Raw genomic sequence first — 17493 nt, forward strand, 5'->3', positions numbered from 1 at the left:
GCACTCCTTTCCAACTACTCTTAGCATAACATTTTCAGATTGAATATGGTATGCTTAAGAGATCATTCCCTATCTACTAGTGAGAGGTTTGTTACCATGACAATGAAGATAAAATGGACGGTTCACCTATTTGCAGGTTTGGCTGATCGGTTCGGCCAGCCCGCAATTTCTTTGGAACTCATGCAGACGGAACTTACCGCAGCTGAATTAAAGCAGGCGCTTATTGAAGCATTTCCTGTTCATGAACCTTTAATTAAGGTCTCGTTTCTCGCTTGTAATCACGCTTATGCCGCAGATGACAATAAAATTACTGCTCAAGATGAGCTGGCTCTCCTCCCACCGGTTTCCGGAGGCGAGGAAACCGGCTCCTCACAAGAAGACGAACCGGCTCAAGCTCCAAGCAGGTACCTGATTACAGACGAGCCTTTATCAGTGGAAACCATCACCGCACAGGTAATCGTCGCAGCTAATGGCGCAGCACTGACCTTTACCGGCACAACAAGAGAATGGACCAAAGGACAGCGCACTGTAAGACTTGAATACGAGGCTTACGCTCCCATGGCGCTCAAAACACTCGAGCAAATCGGAAATGAGATCGATGAACAATGGCCAGGTACATTATGCGCAATTGCTCATCGCATCGGCGTAGTTGAAATCGCCGAAATTAGTGTCGTTATAGCGGTATCCGCTCCTCACCGTGACACCTGCTATGAAGCCAGCAGATACGCAATTGAACGATTGAAACAAATTGTTCCGATATGGAAACGCGAAATATGGGAAGACGGCTCCGAATGGAAGGGCCATCAGCAGGGACCTTGGAATCCTGCTGCCCCTCTGTGATCCGGTTAAAACGTAGACGGGGGCTGCAGTGTAAGTTTTTTGTGCTTCCGTTAGTTTGTGCTTCCGAAGTCCGTTTTCCTTTGGAATCTTAAAGGAGGTTCTATTTTTGACTGACCGTTATTCACGACAAAGCCGTTTTGCTCCTATTGGAGCAGAAGGTCAGAGACAACTGGGGACAAGCCGCGCTGTAGTGGTCGGGATGGGCGCTTTGGGCTCTGTTGCAGCTCAGCACTTGGTCCGCTCCGGCATCGGGTATGTCCGGATCATTGACCGTGACATCCTGGAATGGAGCAATCTCCAGCGGCAGGTGCTCTATACGGAGGAAGATGTTAAGCAGTTATTACCAAAGGCCCAGGCCGCATCTCAACGGTTGAAGAGCATAAACAGCGAGGTTACGATTGAGGCTGTTGTCGCTGATCTGACTCCGCATAATGCTGAAGCATTACTTGGCGGCGTTGATCTCATTATTGACGGTTCAGACAACTTCACAGTCCGCTATCTAATCAACGACGTTAGTCAAAAGCTATCTATTCCTTGGATTTATGGCGGTGTAGTGGGTGCAGCTGGCATGTCCATGACAATCCTTCCCGGTAAAACACCTTGCTTTAGCTGCATGTTTCCCTCCCCTCCTCCTGCCGGTTCTGTTGATACCTGTGAAACTGCAGGCGTTATTTCACCAGCGGTGGATATCATTGCGTCCATCCAGGCTGCCGAAGCTCTCAAGTATCTCAGCGGCAATCAGGGCGCTCTCCACGGAACCCTTTTTCAAATTGATGTATGGTATCATCACTGGATGCCTCTTAAGGTTGGGGATTCTCTTCGGAAAGACTGTCCCGTCTGCCAGCTTGGATCCTATGCTTACCTGGAGCAGAGCTCGACAGAAACGGCTGCAGCTAGTTTATGCGGACGCAATACCATTCAGCTCACGCCGGGGCGGCCCATCACCTTATCCTTAGATGAGCTTGGAGCAAGGCTGTCCAGAGTCGGCGATGTTCAGCGAAATCCATTCCTGCTGCGTTACCGCCGAGACAATGTCATAACCGCTGTTTTATTTCCGGATGGCCGCGCCCTCATTCAAGGAACCGAGGATCCCGTTATTGCTAAACGAATTTACAGTGAAATATTCGGATTATAGTCCAATATAGATTTGAAATAAAAATTAAGGTCTGGGAATTATTTATTTTAATTCAATGTAACCTGCGTCGAATTACCTATTTCTTCACTTTCTGGAAGGTTACCGTTTAATTCTAATAGACTGATATTGCCATTTTATCAATTTGTTGCTACCATAAGCTTATCGTAATGGCAATTGATACTTAGCCGCTTGAGGTGGAACATGCGTATACATATAACCGATCTTATTGATGGCGATATATTGAGTACCGATACTTTTAATACCTATGGATTGCATGTTCTCTCCAAAGGTACTCCCTTATCGTCCTGCGAAATTTCGAAGCTGCTTCAACATCAGATTGACTACGTCGAAATACATTCACGCGTTGCTGAGCATGTACCTATGCGCACAATTGAATCCGGCCTTAATCCCAAATGGCTTCCAACCGTTGAACCCATTTACCAGAATGCGGTTAATGGATGTGAACAATTGTTTCAAGATGCCCTTCACAACGGCAGGATTCAAGAAGCTGACGTCATTCAATCCTTTCAACCTCTCGTCGACAACTTCAAAATGGAACGTGACGTCGTCTCCATGCTGCTGCTGCTGAATACCAAAGATGATTACACTTATCAGCATTCTGTACAAGTTGGTATGCTTGCTTATTATTTAGCCTCGTGGCTCGGCTATGAGGAGAAGCAAGCTGTCAAAATCGGTCAAGCCGGATTCCTTCATGATATCGGCAAATGTAGAATTGAGGATTCCATTCTCAACAAACCGGAACGTCTCACGGAACAAGAATATGAATTAGTTAAGCAGCACACGGTTTATGGGCATGATATCATTCAAAGGTCCTTTGGCGATACACTGCACGCAACTGTTGCACTTGAGCATCATGAACGAACGGATGGTACCGGGTACCCTAACCGAATTAGCGGAGATGATATGCATCCCGTCTCCAAAATCGTTGCTGTCGCCGATGTGTACAGCGCGATGATTTCTTCCCGTGTCTACCAGAAAAAACGTGATCTATTGTTTGTCCTTAGGGAATTGTACCGAATGAGCTTCTCTGAACTGGATCCATTCACAACGCACACGTTTATCAAGCATATGATTCCGAACTTTATCGGTAAACGCGTTGTGCTGACCACAGGAGAATCCGGAACAATCGTTATGACTCATCCTTCTGAATTTTTCCGGCCCCTTATCCAAATTGATGATCAATTTTTCGATTTGACAGTCGATCGAAACCTTGAAGTGAAGCATGTCTATATGTAGGATTAATCTAATTTGAACAAAAACTCCGGAACACGGCATGATGCCGAGTTCCGGAGTTTTTTAATGGCTCTAAACTGCCTATAGGGATTAACCGATGGAGCCTTCCATCTCGAATTTGATGAGACGGTTCATCTCTACCGCATATTCCATTGGCAATTCTTTTGTAAATGGCTCGATAAAGCCCATAACGATCATTTGCGTCGCTTCCGCATCTGTCAGACCACGGCTCATCAAGTAGAAGAGCTGATCCTCGGAAACTTTAGAAACGGTCGCTTCATGCTCAAGCGTAATATTGTCGTTCATGATTTCGTTATATGGAATCGTATCAGATGTTGACTCATTATCTAGAATGAGCGTGTCGCATTTGATATTCGATTTAGAGCCTTCGGAGTTACGGCCAAACGATGCCAAACCGCGATAAGTTACTTTACCGCCATGCTTACTGATCGATTTGGATACGATTGTTGATGTTGTATCAGGTGCAAGGTGAGTCATTTTCGCACCTGCATCTTGATGCTGCCCTTTGCCGGCTACAGCGATGGAAAGCACCATCCCTTTAGCTCCGCGTCCTTTAAGCACAACCGCTGGGTATTTCATCGTTAATTTGGAGCCAATGTTACCATCTACCCATTCCATTGTTGCGTTTTCTTCGGCAACAGCACGTTTCGTTACAAGGTTATAGATGTTTGGCGCCCAGTTTTGAATCGTTGTATAACGAACGCGGGCATTCTTCATACATAGAATTTCTACAACTGCGCTGTGCAGTGAATTCGTGCTGTAGATTGGAGCTGTACAGCCTTCAACGTAATGAACCGTGCTGTCTTCATCAGCCAAGATAAGAGTACGTTCAAACTGACCCATATTCTCCGAGTTGATCCGGAAGTAAGCCTGCAGCGGAACTTCACATTTTACGCCTTTGGGCACGTAGATAAAACTGCCACCCGACCATACCGCACTGTTCAATGCAGCAAATTTATTATCTTCAGGAGGGATGATCGTACCGAAGAATTTTTTGAACAGCTCAGGATGTTCCCGAAGCGCAGTGTCGGTATCTGTAAAGATAACCCCCTGCTTCTCCAAGTCTTCCTGCATGCTGTGATAAACAACCTCAGACTCGTATTGCGCCGATACACCGGCAAGAAACTTCTGCTCTGCTTCAGGAATGCCCAGCTTATCAAAGGTTTCTTTGATCTCTGTAGGCACTTCTTCCCACGTTTTCCCTTGTCCTTCGGAAGGTTTAACATAATATTGGATGTCATTGAAGTCCAAGTCATCCATGTTGCCGCCCCAACGAGGCATTGGCATTTTATTAAACGTCTCCAAAGCTTTCAAACGAAATTCGAGCATCCAATCCGGCTCGTTTTTCATTTCAGAGATTGTACGCACAATCTCGGGAGTTAACCCTTTACCGGATTGGAAAATCGATTTATGCTCGTCTCGAAAGCCGTATTTATAATCTTCTATTTCGGGCATTTGCTTCGCCATAATGAAAGCCTCCCATCTTCTCCTACGCTCAAAAGCGTTTATTGTTGTTTATGATGCTCTATTCCTTTGCGAAGTGCATTCCACGATAATGTCGCACATTTGATGCGTGCCGGAAACTTACTGACGCCTGACAGCGCCTCGATATCTTCCAGCTCTTCAAATTCAACATCTCCGCCTTTTACCAAGGAAGAGAATTTGTCAGCCATCGCAACTGCTTCATCCACAGTCTTGCCAATTACGGCTTCCGTCATCATGGATGCGGAGGACATGCTGATGGAGCAGCCTTCGCCTGTGAACTTAGCTTGTTTCACAATTTCGTCTTCTACTTCAAGCTGAAGGGAAATCCGGTCGCCGCACGTTGGATTGTTCAGGTTGATCGTTAACGCATCATTATCCAACGTACCGCGATTACGCGGGTTTTTATAATGATCCATAATGACTCTGCGATACAAATCATCCAATTGCATAACCGAAGAACTCCTTTGTCTGATGGAGGGCGTCTAATAGCCGATCGACGTCCTCTTCGGTGTTATATACATAAAAGCTTGCCCTTGCAGTAGCCGAAACTTCCAGCCAACGCATAAGCGGCTGGCAGCAATGATGCCCAGCACGTATAGCAATTCCCTTCGTATCCAGAACGGTCGCTACATCATGAGGGTGAACATCCTCCAAGTTAAAGGTTACAAGTCCAGTGCGACCCTCCTCAGGGCCGTAAATGGTAATTCCATCAATGGTGCTTAGACGATCATAAGCATAAGCCGCCAAGACCTGTTCATGCTTCGTTATTTCATCCATACCGATTTCATTCAGGAAATCGATAGCCGCTCCAAGACCAACCGCACCGGCAATGATCGGTGTGCCTCCTTCAAACTTCCAAGGAAGCTCTTTCCATGTGGATTCATACAGGTCAACGAAATCAATCATTTCGCCGCCGTATTCGATCGGTTCCATGGATTCCAGCAGCGCCTTCTTGCCGTACAGGGCGCCTATTCCGGTCGGACCGCACATTTTATGTCCGGAGAAAGCATAGAAGTCGCAATCCAAGTCCTGAACATCAACTTTCATATGCGGCGTGCTTTGCGCTCCGTCAACAACCATTTTAGCCCCATGCCGATGCGCAATGGCCGTAATTTGCTTGATCGGATTAATGATGCCGAGCACGTTTGACACATACGTAGCCGATACGACCTTCGTCCGGTCTGTAATGGTATTCTCAACATCCTCCAAGCTGATGGAACCATCTTCTTGAAGCGGAATATATTTAATAGTCGCACCAGTTGCTTTTGCTGCTTGCTGCCAGGGGATGAGGTTAGAATGATGCTCCATCGGAGTAATGACGATTTCATCACCTTCACCGCAAACGGAACGGGCATAGCTTGATGCAACCAGATTGAGTGCGGTTGTCGTGCCCCGCGTAAAAATAATCTCCTGCGTGCTTGCGGCATTTAAGAAAGCAGCCACTTTCTCGCGCGCGCCTTCATAGGCATCAGTAGCACGTGAACCAAGCGTATGAACACCGCGGTGCACATTGGCATTGTCCAGCTCATAATACCGATTGACTGCATCAATGACGGAACGCGGCTTCTGTGAAGTCGCCGCGCTGTCCAGATAAACGAGCGGATGCCCGTTTATCTCCTGATGCAATATCGGAAACTGCTCCCGAATCGCTTTTATGTTCATCCTTCCAGCTTCCTTTCAAGCAAACGCTGAAGCTGCTCCTGTACCGCCTCGATTGGAATTTCCGACACGACAGGCGCCAAGAAACCGTGAATAATTAAACGCTCCGCGTTCTTTTTCGTAATACCGCGAGACATTAAATAATACACTTGTTCAACATTTACTTGACCTACGCTAGCCGCATGTCCGGCTTTAACATCATCTTCATCTATGAGAAGGATCGGATTGGCATCTCCGCGCGCTTTCGGGCTCAGCATCAGAACTTTCTCCGTTTGCACGCCGTTTGCTTTCGTAGCGCCTTTCTCGATCTTTGTAATTCCATTGATGATCGCTGTTGCCTTATCTTTCATAACGGCACGTGTCACCATGCTGCTCTCCGTACTGCGGCCGATATGAACGGCTCCAGTCGTCAAGCTCATTTGTTGGGAATTGTTGCCAACAGTAATCGCTTTGGCATCTGAGGTCGAGCCTTTTCCTCTGAGGATAGATTGCGTATCCGACAAGACATTGCCATCATTCAAATCACCGACGATCCATTCCATGCGGCCATCATTCTCAATGACTGCGCGGCGGATCGTCAAATCGATAATATTGTCAGCCATATGCTGGATCGTCGCATAACGAACCTGCGCACCCGGCTTAACGAATACTTCGACGATCATTTGCTTAGCAAGCGGCTGCTGCTCTCCAGCGCCATAAGCAGTCGTTACGTTATCTACATAAGTAACGCGGCTGTGGTTGTCTGCAATGACAAGAATATGCGGCACGAATGCGGCAGCTGAATCATCGCTGTAAAGCAGTCCCTGCAGCGGCAGCTCAACTTCCACGTTCTTGGGAACATAAACGAAGATGCCGCCATTCCATAACGCAGAATGAAGCGCAGTAAGCTTGTTCTCGTCTTGAGCAACCGCTTGGAACAAATGCTTCTGAACCAGATCGGCATGCTCGCGGGCTGCAGTCTCTAAATCTGTGAAAATAACACCCTTCGCCTGAAGCTCAGGTGAAAGTTGTTTCAATGCATTGCTGGAATTTCGCTGAACGACCAGCCCAGCCGATGTTTGGGCAAGCAATTCACGAACCGTTTCAGGCAGTTCGTCTGGTGATGCTAAAGCATCCTGCTGCTGATGATTGCCAATCGCATTCAAGTTCCAGCGGTCAATTCTGACTTTTTCCGGTTTCGGCCACTCCAGCGTTTCCGCCAGCTCAGCGCCTTTAGCCCGCAGTTCCGCAAGCCATGCCGGCTCGCCTTTACTAGTGGACAACGCTTCAACAGATTGGCGATTTACCGGAGTCGATAGTTGTGTACTCATTTTCGATGCTCCTCCTCCGCTCAAACCTGTCCGACCGTTTCATCTTCGATGCCTAATTCTTCTTTAACCCAATCATAACCTTCGTTCTCCAGACGTTCTGCAAGTTCTGGCCCACCAGACTTGACGATGCGGCCCTGCATCATAACATGGACGAAATCCGGTGTAATGTAGTTAAGCAGACGTTGATAGTGAGTGATAATAAGGAAGCCGCGATCCTCAGAGCGCATGGTGTTCACACCGTTTGCTACGATTTTCAAAGCATCAATATCAAGACCGGAGTCAATCTCATCAAGAATGACCAGCTTAGGATCAATCATCATCATCTGCAAAATTTCATTCCGTTTCTTCTCTCCGCCGGAAAAACCTTCATTCAGGTAACGGTGAGCAAATTCCGTGTTCATGTCGAGCTCTTTCATCTTGCTCTCCATTTGACGGATAAACTTAATCAACGAAATTTCGTTGCCTTCGCCGCGGCGGGCATTAATCGCACTGCGCAGGAAGTCGGAATTGGTTACGCCGGTAATCTCACTTGGATACTGCATGGCCAGGAACAAGCCGGCACGGGCACGCTCATCAACCGCCATTTCCAGTACGTCTTCGCCGTCCAATTGAACTTCGCCTTCAGTAACTTCATATTTGGGATGCCCCATAAGAGCCGAAGCAAGAGTACTTTTACCCGTACCATTCGGTCCCATGATTGCATGTACTTCGCCGCCTTTTATTTCCAGGTTAATCCCTTTTAATATCTCTTTACCCTCGATCGAAGCTTTTAAGCCACCGATTTTGAAATGTGTTGCCATGTCGAACTGCTCCCTCCAACTATTCGGTTATCCCATATTGAGACTTCCTCTTTTATAATCATACTGAATTGATTCTCATTGATTCTCAATACTTATTTTAATATAAGTTTCTTTATAAATCAATGAGCCGGATGTCCGAAAGCCCCTTAATTATTGGTCTTGACGGTTAAAAGGCGCTTAATATTTTTTATTTGATCATTGAAAACGCTATCGCTTAAAACCTCTTGCGCAGCTAGTTCCGGCATGCCGTCTTCCAGTCTGACCCAAGATTTACATCCGGTGTAAGCCGGTCGATTCGGAATACGGACAGGCTGTTCCAGAGCTCGGACACGAAGAAGCAGTAAATGCAGCGGCTTGGCCCGCTTCCATTTCAGTCTTTCTTCAGCAAAGGCATCCGTCCAAATATGGTATTCCCTTAGGCGATCCAATGATTCTTGATCACGAATCTCAATATCCTCAGCTACCTCGGCAAAAGCCCGGATTTCTATCTCTTCTGCCTCCGGATTCCACTCTTCCATTATTTGCTTTATTTCCCCTTGATAAACTTCCTTTAATAATTCCGGTTTCTGGTGCTCATAGGCAGGAAGCAGATAGAATACCGGGCTGACTAATTGAAAATCGCGAGTCTCCTCAGCAATCCCGCCTTTGCGCAATACCATGATTTGCTTGCCTTCCGTTAAAGCTTTAACCGTGACTGCCCATTCTTTTAGCGCTACGGGCTCTCCATGGGTTAAGAATTCAAATGATTTCATCGTTATCCGCCTCCTTAATTATTTGCCTCTCACATGGTACGCTCATCGCTATTTAGAACGATTATAACAAATGGAGGTATTCCAACGCGAAATAATATTCGTTATAATTATCTTTAGGTCAAGCGTACGAACGATCGAACCTATATCAACTACCGGAGGTGGACAAGTTATGTCTACTTATCATCCATTAACCGAACGGGAAGCAATTGAAATTTCCCTCACTCTGAAGGAGCTGTTTCCGGAAGGTGCAGAGCTTACAAGCCGTGAAATCGGCGACGGGAACTTAAACCTCGTCTTTCATATTTCTGATCCAGCCAGCGGCCGCAGCATCATTATGAAGCAGGCTCTCCCTTATGCCAAAGTTGTCGGCGAATCGTGGCCGCTCACACTGGACCGTGCGAGAATCGAGAGCGAAGCGCTGATCCTTGAAGGCGAGCTTGCGCCGGGTCTTGTCCCGCAAGTATACCATTATGATGCGGAGCTGGCTCTTACGGTCATGGAAGACCTCAGCAACCACGTCATCATGCGCCAGGGTTTAATGCAGAACAATCGTTATCCCCTGTTTGCCGAACATATATCCACTTTTCTGGCGCAGACGTTATTTTTCACTTCCGATCTAGGCATGAACCAGCAGGAGAAGAAACTGCGTGCCCGTAACTTTACGAATCCGGAGCTGTGCAAGATAACCGAAGATCTTATCTTCGACGATCCCTATCGCGATGCGGATACGAACAGCTTTGACGAAGCCATTCGCGATGAAGCGGCTGCTCTATGGAACGACGGGGCTCTTCATCTTGAAGTTGCTCTGCTGCGGGAGAAGTTCCTGACCCATGCTCAAGCTTTGCTTCATGGGGATCTGCACACGGGCAGTATTTTCATTACCCCTCAATCGACGAAGATCATTGATCCGGAATTTGCTTATTATGGACCGATGGGCTTCGATATCGGCGCTGTAATCGCGAATCTTCTGCTTAATTACACGAGCCGTGACCATTGGAACAGCGATGCCGCATCAGCTCATGATTATCGCACCTATCTGCTGGATTCCATCCGCGAGCTTTGGACCAAATTCGAGCTGAAATTCCGCACGCTATGGACAGAACACGGAAGCGACCGCATCGCCAAATCCGCACCTGGCTATATCGATCTTTATCTGCAGCGTTTGCTTCAAGATACAATTGGTTTCGCCGGGTGCAAAATCGTGCGCCGCGTCGTTGGACTTGCTCATGTTGCCGACATCGACAAAATCTCGGACAGCTCGCAGCGTGAACATACACAGCGGCTTGCGCTCTCAATCGGCAAATCGCTAATTAAATTAAATCGCCGGGCTAAATCAATCGATGAGCTGATTTCAACTGTACAAACTGCTTCTGCAGTAAAGGTCTAAATCGAAGGGAGCTTACGCATCATGAAATCGAATCAACCTGCGCTCCAATCCGTTATTTGGGCGACAGATCATCTGGATCTGCTCGATCAGCGCCTGCTGCCCGAGGAAGTCGTTTACCTTCCGCTTCAAACTGCCGAAGACGTATGGGAAGCGATCCGGCATCTGAAAGTCAGGGGAGCACCCGCAATCGGAATTGCTGCCGCTTACGGTGTCTTTCTAGGAAGCCGCCATGCAGGTGAAGGAAAAGAACAATGGCTGCAGCTTGTCCTGCAGGCTTGTGAATATTTAGCTACCTCGCGTCCAACTGCTGTTAATTTGTTCTGGGCGCTGGACCGCATGAAGGCACGTGCAGAGCAGCTGGCAGATACTTCAAACGACTATGCTCTTGATGCCTGCAAACAATTCCTGCTTGACGAAGCGATTGCCATTCAAAGTGAAGATGAGGAAACGTGCAGAATGATCGGCGTTCATGCGCTTACCTTGTTCAAGGACGATATGGGCGTCCTGACCCACTGTAACGCCGGCGGACTGGCAACCGCCAAATACGGTACCGCTCTTGCTCCCTTCTATCTTGCTCAAGAGCAGGGGATGAAGCTTCGTGTTTTTGCCGATGAAACCAGGCCGGTACTTCAAGGTGCAAGGCTGACGGCATTCGAGCTCCAGCAGGCGGGTGTTGATGTCACTCTGATCTGCGACAACATGGCTGGAATGGTCATGAATAAAGGCTGGATCGATGCAGTCATCGTTGGAACCGACCGTGTTGCGGCTAACGGTGATGTCGCTAACAAAATTGGCACCTACAGTGTTGCCGTTCTGGCAAAAGCACATCATATTCCGTTCTATGTAGCTTGTCCGCTCTCAACAATTGACCTGAATACACCTTCCGGTGATTTGATTCCAATCGAGGAGCGTAATGCGGAAGAAATTACAGAGGGCTTCGGTAAACGGACTGCGCCGCATGGCGTGAAAGTATTTAACCCTGCCTTCGATGTAACGCCGCATTCTTATGTAACGGCCATCATTACCGAAAAGGGAATTGTTCACCCTCCGTTTGACGTTAATTTGAAGAAGCTGTTTGAACAGCTCTAAGCACTCTCGCTTAGGAACAAAATAAGGTTGCCCTTATCCGCAGTAACAACTCTGCAGCTAAGGGCAACCTTTATTTGCAATTCGCTCTATACCATCAAGCGGAGCGCATCCGCGCCTCTCATACCCGTTGTGATACCAAGCGCCTCCGCTGCACCTGTGACTGATTCAAGCGGAGCCTCCATCAGCTCTTCTATCGTCCGAACTCCAACCGCACGGCCGGCGATGATACCTCTATCCTTCAACCGGTCATTGAGAAGAGCTACATCCAACGCTCCGCACATAATATGATGATCACAAATCCCTTTATATATCAAGGCTTTCAGTACATACGACTGATTAAAGTCACAATGCGGTCACAACAGCTCAGTTTATAGAAATAATGTTATCCAACCGCTCTGCGACTTCTTGCTGCATGCTCGGCAACACATGACTATAAACGTCTAAAGTGACTCCGACCTTCGAATGACCAAGCCTTTCAGAAATTACTTTAACGTTGATGTTTTGTTGAATTAGCATCGTGGCGTGAGAATGCCGAAGATCGTGAAATCGAATATGAGGTAACCCCGATCGTTCAACATCTTTCATATAGCTTTTTGTTAAGTTGCTTGGGAACACTGTTGATCCATCTTTGAGGTTAAAGATGACTAGATCCATGTCGTTTATGTTCATTGTATTTTTTTTGAATTCAATGTACCTTTGCTCCTGTTCCTTCAACACAATTATTAATTGTTCGGAGATGGATATATTTCGTTCTCCTGAAATTGTCTTAGTGCTGTCTTTTATTTCTTTCCCGTAATGAGTCAACGTCTGACGCACAGATATGATTTTCTTTTCATAATCAATATCTTTCCAACGTAAACCTAGGATTTCACCTTGTCTCATTCCAGTTAACAAGGCAATTGCATAGACACAGTAGTATCTTCGTTCCTTGGTGAAATTTAAGAACTGGTTTATTTGATCTACCGTCCAAACCGTAATCTGCCTTTTGGTCTTCTTTGGGAGGGTAACATTCCTCATTTTATTTTCTTTCACTAATTTGTACTCGATAGCTTTGTCTAATGCTAATTTTACGAGTGTACAAACTCTATCTATGGTGTTTCTTGCGAAACCATCATCATGCAAACTCTTAACAAATTCTTGGCATTGCATTGCAGATAGTTCTTGAAGCTTAGTACTGCCAATTCTTGGTGCAATGTGGTTTTTCAAATATAAAGTGTTGTTATAATAACTTGTTGCTTCACATTCCAACACTCGAATATTTTCTAACCAGTAGTTCATGAATTCAGCAATAGTCTTATTGTTTTGCTTGATATATTCATCGTCATGAACTTCTCTCTGTAAGAGCTGTAAAGAATCATTCGCTTCACGCTTTGAATTAAACCCTCGTCTTCTGATTTGTTTTCTTTTACCTTTAAAATAGTAATCAAATACAAATTCCCATTTTTTTGTTACAGGGTTCTTTGTTGGTTCTGCCATTGTAAAACCTCCGTTTATTTTTAGTAGTGACCAACTACAAAAACGGAGCCAATCTGTGATTTTTAAAATTATATCACATAATATAGCCCCATTTGTACTTAATACAAATTCCTATTCAGTTGTCCCTTTCAACCATTTTTCAAAAGTTTGTTCATGCACGAGATATCTTCGTCCTACCTTAATTGTCTTAAATTCACCTTTTTTTATAATTTCGTATGCTCTATCCCGACCGATGCCCATTTTCATCATAATTTCATTTACACCAATCATTACTCTTTGGTTTTGAACTTCCATGGCAACCACCTCTCTCCGCGGTTTATAACAGTCACGTATTATCTTACATTTAAGTTTACGCAAACAACGGAGATGGACTACCCCGTTATTTAATCACAATCTTTTTTCATTAACTCCAACGCCTAAAACCTTAGCTAGCTTAATAAGTGCACGCCATCGAATTTTATCGAACGTTGCAAAGCTAACCGGAGGACTCACTTCTTACTTCGACTTGCGCCATGATCGCCGTAACCTTGATTGTAAACAGCAGCATCTCTCCGACCGACTTTGCAAATACCTGCTTGCATAAATCAAGGGGAAGATAGCGCCATACTTTTCTGCGTGGCCCCAGCCCGGTACGCAGGTTCCGTCACCAGGGCTTTCCCCTTTGATCGCGAACACCCGCCTGACTAGCCGTTCCTTACAGAATCGATATATACTTCATTCGTAATTCGGCCAGTTTCCCCCAGTTTTTGTTAATCACACTTCAGTAAATTACTGTGTAGAATGATGTCGTTTTATGTAAGTCTTTAATAGTTGAATGGACAATGTCAGAGTCACGAGGATTTTAATCTCTTGACTCTTTTAACATTATTTACCTCTGTCTTTATAGAGGGGCAGTCAATAATTTTGTGTAAACTCTTTTTCAAGGTATTTCCCCGAGGAGGAATACCTTCTTAACGTAGATGCTGTCCGACCCGATCTGGGAAGAAATCGGTGGAGGAGCATCTGACCCCAGTTCTGGACACGGCCTTTCCATTTGCGAATGACGTCCATGGTGAGAGATAGAGCAATTTAAGAAGGGCCTCATCAGAAGGAAATATGCTCTTTCCCTTCGTCACTTTACGAAGCAGGCGATGGTGGCTCTCGATGATGTTCGTCGTGTAGATGAGCTTACGGATCTCAGGCGGGTACTTAAAAAAGGTCGCCAAGTTATCCCAATTATTACGTCAGGAATTGGACGATAAGAGGGTAACTTCGTGCCCCATATTTCCTCGAAGCAATCGAGCTCTGCGAGAGCTGCTTCTTCAGTTGTTGCTTTGTAGATAAGCCTCAGGTCGGCTGTCACTTTCTTGAACCAGCACAAATAGTAACTACGATCGCCTCAATCCATGCCAAATATAAAGAGTAGTCTCGAAAACGCATCAGCCGTCCCCTTTACAGCGGATTAAAGTTCTTCTTCGATCAGCTTAACGATTGTATCGAAGTCAAACGTATTCGTGACCATGACGTCATTGACCATAATACTCAGTGTCAGCCGGCGATTTCTTCGTCGTCTAATTGTGATGACTTCTTTCCAACGAAACGAACTTATTAAAATTCTTAAGGAACACTAGTTCAACCGTTCCAACCGGGCCATTCCGCTGCTTAGCGATGATGAACTCGATGATGTTCTTCTTTTCTGTCTCAGCATTGTAATAATCGTCACGGTAAAGAAATGCAACAATATCCGCGTCCTGCTCGATCGAGCCTGATTCCCGTAAGTCCGACATGATCGGTCTTTTGTCTTGTCTCTGCTCAACATTTCGGCTTAGCTGAGATAGCGCAATAACCGGCACCTCAAGCTCCCGAGCTAGTTGCTTCAGCGTACGAGATATTTCGGATACTTCCTGCTGACGATTTTCTTTCCGACCATGACTGGATATGAGTTGTAAATAATCAATCATGATAAGTCCGATTTCGCCTTCCTGCTTCATAAGTGACCTGCACTTTGAACGGATCTCCGAAACCGTAATCGCCGGTGTGTCGTCGATGTAAATATTGGCTTCAGAAAGTGCACCGATTGCCATTGTGACCTTCTCCCAGTCTCCGAACTCCATGTATCCCGTTCGAATGTGACTGGCGTCGATATTTCCTTCAGAGCTGATCATCCGATTTACAAGTTGAGCGGCAGACATCTCCAAACTGAAAACGGCGACCGTTTTTTTCGACCTTATCCCGACATTTTGTGCTATATTCAAGGCTAATGCGGTTTTTCCAACCGATGGCCGCGCCGCAACGATGATCAGATCATTTCGTTGAAATCCTGCTGTCATCTTGTCAATGTCATCGAACCCCGAAGAGATTCCAGTAACTCCGTTTTCTGAATGGTTGTGATACCGATGCTCCAACTCTTCGTAATTATTTAGACATATATCGGCAATGTGTTTGAACGGCTTTTCGCCTCCGGAAGCGCGATACGCCAGCGCTGCCCCAACCTTCTGCATGCCTTCAATAATTTCACCGGCATTCCCTGACCGCACAGCATCTTCTATCCGATCCTTGTACTCCAAAATAGCGGCTCTCTGCAAATATCGATCCAGGACAATTCCTGCGTAATGTGAGACGTTCGCCGCTGTCGGGACCGCATTCGCGAGCTTTGTTAAATAGCTAACACCTCCGACCTTTTCCAGTTCCTCGCGATCCTGCAACGTAGTTGTGAGGGTCACAATATCGATCGGCTGACCGTCTTCGCGCATTTGAGTCATTGCGCGAAATAATCGGGCATGCGGCTCATAATAAAATTCATCGCCTCGAAGCAGTTCAATGAGTTTGTCCAAAGCTTCAACCGAAATTAGCACCGATCCGAGAGCAGCTTGCTCCGACTCTATGCTCCTTGGTAACTGGCCCTTATTGATTTCTACGAGCGGCGATTCGTTCTGCAATCCCCCTCATCCTTTCCCTTACGGAATCCTGCGGAGGCGCTGCCGCGCCCTTCGATCTCTTCAAGTTATTCATGTGTTGTCCAGCTCCTGAGCGCAGCTGGTCATGGTAAACGGTTATCGAGTCCTTAACAGGCTCCAGCCGTTTGTTCAGATCAGCGACTGTAGGCGGCCAATTCGCAACACTCGCAGCATACCGCTTAAGATTGGTCATCGCTGTTTCAAATGGGATATCGTTCAAAAGCTCAAACCAGGCATCTACTTTCTGTTCGTTGCCGCTGAATGAAGGATAGTACTGCAATATCTGGCCAAACAGTTTCCAAACGTCAGCCTTCCTCACGCTCTGTTTCCCTCGCCTTCTGTGCAAAGAATGCCGCCCTTTCGGTTTGGCTGCTTCCACCGGTTCTTTGTGCTTGACGACGTGTTTGCCCTGATTCAAACGCCTCAAGGGTGTATATTCCGCGGCCGTCGCAATTCTGAAGGATGCCCCAAAGATACCGGATATCCTTGCCCGCCTTCCTCGTTAATTCAACTGCACGAATGACAATCGAAGGGTTCATTCCTTTGGTTATGTAGTCTGAAAGCGACTTTGACTGGATGGGGCTAATCCTTGAAGGAAACTGAGCATCAATCGCTCGGATCGCTTTTGCAAAATTCAGATCGACTATTTCGCGTTCACCACCACCATCTTTTTTCGTTTCGTTTTGTTTAAATAATGCTGAACCTTTTACCTCATGGTCTACCTCACCTTTTACCTCAGCTTTTACCTCATGGTTTACCTCATTTATTGAGGTAAAAGGTATTAGCCGATATTTTCCTGCTTGCTGCTTTCCAGAGTTTTTATATTCGATACGGCCTTTCTGGACCAAATAATTTCGGTGTTTGGTAAGGGTGTTTTCTGAAAAGCCTACTTTTGCCTGTAACAGGAGATTGGCTACTGCAAACCACTCTGGCCATCCACTCTTATTTGCAACCGCCATAAGGTGGAACCACAAAGTTTGTGTAGATGCTTCCAACGGATTTGTTTCGAGCCAATCAAAAAAGGCGTTCATCTCCCGCAAATAATTCACATTTATTCACCACCTCAAAGCAACGCCGTGGTTGCTGCCTAGCTTATTCAGTTGTCAAACGACAAAGGAAGTTGAAAATGGCATTTTCTCGAAATAATCTCCCTGCCCGGAGGTCATTTTCTTTTTAGCTTCCGCAATCTCGGCTTCAATCTCTTCAATTTCATTCCACAATATCCAATCCCATGTTCCAACCGATTCCTGTGTATGTTTTAATCTACGGTATATCAATATCAGGTTCTCAATTCGTTTCCGTCCTGCGCTAAAGTCATAAATGGCATCTTGTCCCATAGATTCACCCCA

General features: G+C 46.2%; 17 protein-coding genes and 2 pseudogenes. 5 read left to right on the plus strand and 14 right to left on the minus strand.

Annotated elements, in window-relative coordinates; translation table 11 throughout:
• Positions 1 to 102: 102 nt before the first annotated feature.
• The 3 genes from ACFPYJ_RS00525 (at position 103) to ACFPYJ_RS00535 (ending at position 3232) form a co-directional block, all read left to right on the plus strand.
• Positions 103 to 840: a molybdenum cofactor biosynthesis protein gene (locus ACFPYJ_RS00525; protein ID WP_379186155.1), complete on the plus strand. Its 738-nt coding sequence runs from the start codon at positions 103 to 105 to the stop codon at positions 838 to 840.
• Positions 841 to 946: 106 nt separating this feature from the next.
• Entirely contained in the window at positions 947 to 1975 is a 1029-nt protein-coding gene (locus ACFPYJ_RS00530; protein WP_379186083.1) for a ThiF family adenylyltransferase, read from the plus strand.
• A 201-nt stretch (positions 1976 to 2176) separates the two neighbouring features.
• Positions 2177 to 3232 (plus strand): HD-GYP domain-containing protein, encoded by a 1056-nt coding sequence (locus ACFPYJ_RS00535; protein ID WP_379186084.1) that lies wholly within the window; start codon positions 2177 to 2179, stop codon positions 3230 to 3232.
• A gap of 87 nt (positions 3233 to 3319) precedes the next feature.
• Here ACFPYJ_RS00535 and sufB read toward each other — a convergent pair whose 3' ends face one another.
• From sufB to ACFPYJ_RS00565, 6 genes are all read right to left on the minus strand, one after another.
• Positions 3320 to 4717 (minus strand): Fe-S cluster assembly protein SufB, encoded by a 1398-nt coding sequence (gene sufB / locus ACFPYJ_RS00540; RefSeq protein WP_379186085.1) that lies wholly within the window; start codon positions 4715 to 4717, stop codon positions 3320 to 3322.
• 38 nt (positions 4718 to 4755) lie between these two features.
• The gene (sufU, locus tag ACFPYJ_RS00545; RefSeq protein ID WP_379186086.1) at positions 4756 to 5184 is read right to left on the minus strand and encodes a Fe-S cluster assembly sulfur transfer protein SufU; all 429 of its coding nucleotides are present in this window, start codon (positions 5182 to 5184) and stop codon (positions 4756 to 4758) included.
• A complete protein-coding gene (locus tag ACFPYJ_RS00550) occupies positions 5171 to 6397 on the minus strand; it encodes a cysteine desulfurase (protein WP_379186087.1) in 1227 nt (408 codons plus the stop codon). Before ACFPYJ_RS00550 ends, sufU begins: the two co-directional genes overlap by 14 nt.
• A complete protein-coding gene (gene sufD / locus ACFPYJ_RS00555; protein ID WP_379186088.1) occupies positions 6394 to 7704 on the minus strand; it encodes a Fe-S cluster assembly protein SufD in 1311 nt (436 codons plus the stop codon). Before sufD ends, ACFPYJ_RS00550 begins: the two co-directional genes overlap by 4 nt.
• Positions 7705 to 7724: 20 nt before the next feature.
• Positions 7725 to 8504 carry a Fe-S cluster assembly ATPase SufC gene (sufC, locus tag ACFPYJ_RS00560; RefSeq protein ID WP_379186089.1) on the minus strand — a complete coding sequence of 260 codons (780 nt, stop codon included), beginning with the start codon at positions 8502 to 8504 and terminating at the stop codon, positions 7725 to 7727.
• Between the two features lie 146 nt (positions 8505 to 8650).
• Positions 8651 to 9256: a DUF1802 family protein gene (locus ACFPYJ_RS00565; RefSeq protein WP_379186090.1), complete on the minus strand. Its 606-nt coding sequence runs from the start codon at positions 9254 to 9256 to the stop codon at positions 8651 to 8653.
• Between the two features lie 169 nt (positions 9257 to 9425).
• On the opposite strand from ACFPYJ_RS00565, the gene mtnK reads away from it, so the two are divergent.
• A complete protein-coding gene (gene mtnK, locus ACFPYJ_RS00570) occupies positions 9426 to 10643 on the plus strand; it encodes an S-methyl-5-thioribose kinase (RefSeq protein ID WP_379186091.1) in 1218 nt (405 codons plus the stop codon).
• 21 nt (positions 10644 to 10664) lie between these two features.
• The gene (gene mtnA, locus ACFPYJ_RS00575; RefSeq protein WP_379186092.1) at positions 10665 to 11732 is read left to right on the plus strand and encodes an S-methyl-5-thioribose-1-phosphate isomerase; all 1068 of its coding nucleotides are present in this window, start codon (positions 10665 to 10667) and stop codon (positions 11730 to 11732) included.
• Positions 11733 to 11818: 86 nt separating this feature from the next.
• Here the strand turns inward: mtnA and ACFPYJ_RS00580 are convergent.
• From ACFPYJ_RS00580 to ACFPYJ_RS00615, 8 genes and pseudogenes are all read right to left on the minus strand, one after another.
• Positions 11819 to 12019 (minus strand): annotated as a pseudogene (locus ACFPYJ_RS00580) (YunC family protein); the annotation flags it as partial.
• A gap of 76 nt (positions 12020 to 12095) precedes the next feature.
• Positions 12096 to 13208, minus strand: a complete 1113-nt coding sequence (locus ACFPYJ_RS00585) for a site-specific integrase (protein ID WP_379186093.1) — start codon at positions 13206 to 13208, stop codon at positions 12096 to 12098.
• 111 nt (positions 13209 to 13319) lie between these two features.
• Positions 13320 to 13502, minus strand: a complete 183-nt coding sequence (locus tag ACFPYJ_RS00590) for a helix-turn-helix domain-containing protein (RefSeq protein WP_379186094.1) — start codon at positions 13500 to 13502, stop codon at positions 13320 to 13322.
• 656 nt (positions 13503 to 14158) lie between these two features.
• Positions 14159 to 14556 (minus strand): annotated as a pseudogene (locus ACFPYJ_RS00595) (transposase); the annotation flags it as partial.
• A gap of 202 nt (positions 14557 to 14758) precedes the next feature.
• Positions 14759 to 16126, minus strand: coding sequence for a replicative DNA helicase (dnaB, locus tag ACFPYJ_RS00600; RefSeq protein WP_379186095.1), 1368 nt, complete (start codon positions 16124 to 16126; stop codon positions 14759 to 14761).
• Positions 16092 to 16463 (minus strand): replicative helicase loader/inhibitor, encoded by a 372-nt coding sequence (locus ACFPYJ_RS00605; protein WP_379186096.1) that lies wholly within the window; start codon positions 16461 to 16463, stop codon positions 16092 to 16094. Before ACFPYJ_RS00605 ends, dnaB begins: the two co-directional genes overlap by 35 nt.
• On the minus strand, positions 16450 to 17193 hold the full coding sequence (locus ACFPYJ_RS00610; RefSeq protein WP_379186097.1) for a DnaD domain protein: 744 nt from the start codon (positions 17191 to 17193) through the stop codon (positions 16450 to 16452). The genes ACFPYJ_RS00605 and ACFPYJ_RS00610 overlap by 14 nt, the downstream gene beginning before the upstream one ends.
• A gap of 54 nt (positions 17194 to 17247) precedes the next feature.
• A complete protein-coding gene (locus ACFPYJ_RS00615; RefSeq protein WP_379186099.1) occupies positions 17248 to 17481 on the minus strand; it encodes a hypothetical protein in 234 nt (77 codons plus the stop codon).
• Between the last annotated feature and the right edge of the window lie 12 nt (positions 17482 to 17493).

Source organism: Paenibacillus solisilvae (assembly GCF_042656405.1).
GTDB lineage: Bacteria > Bacillota > Bacilli > Paenibacillales > Paenibacillaceae > Paenibacillus_Z > Paenibacillus_Z solisilvae.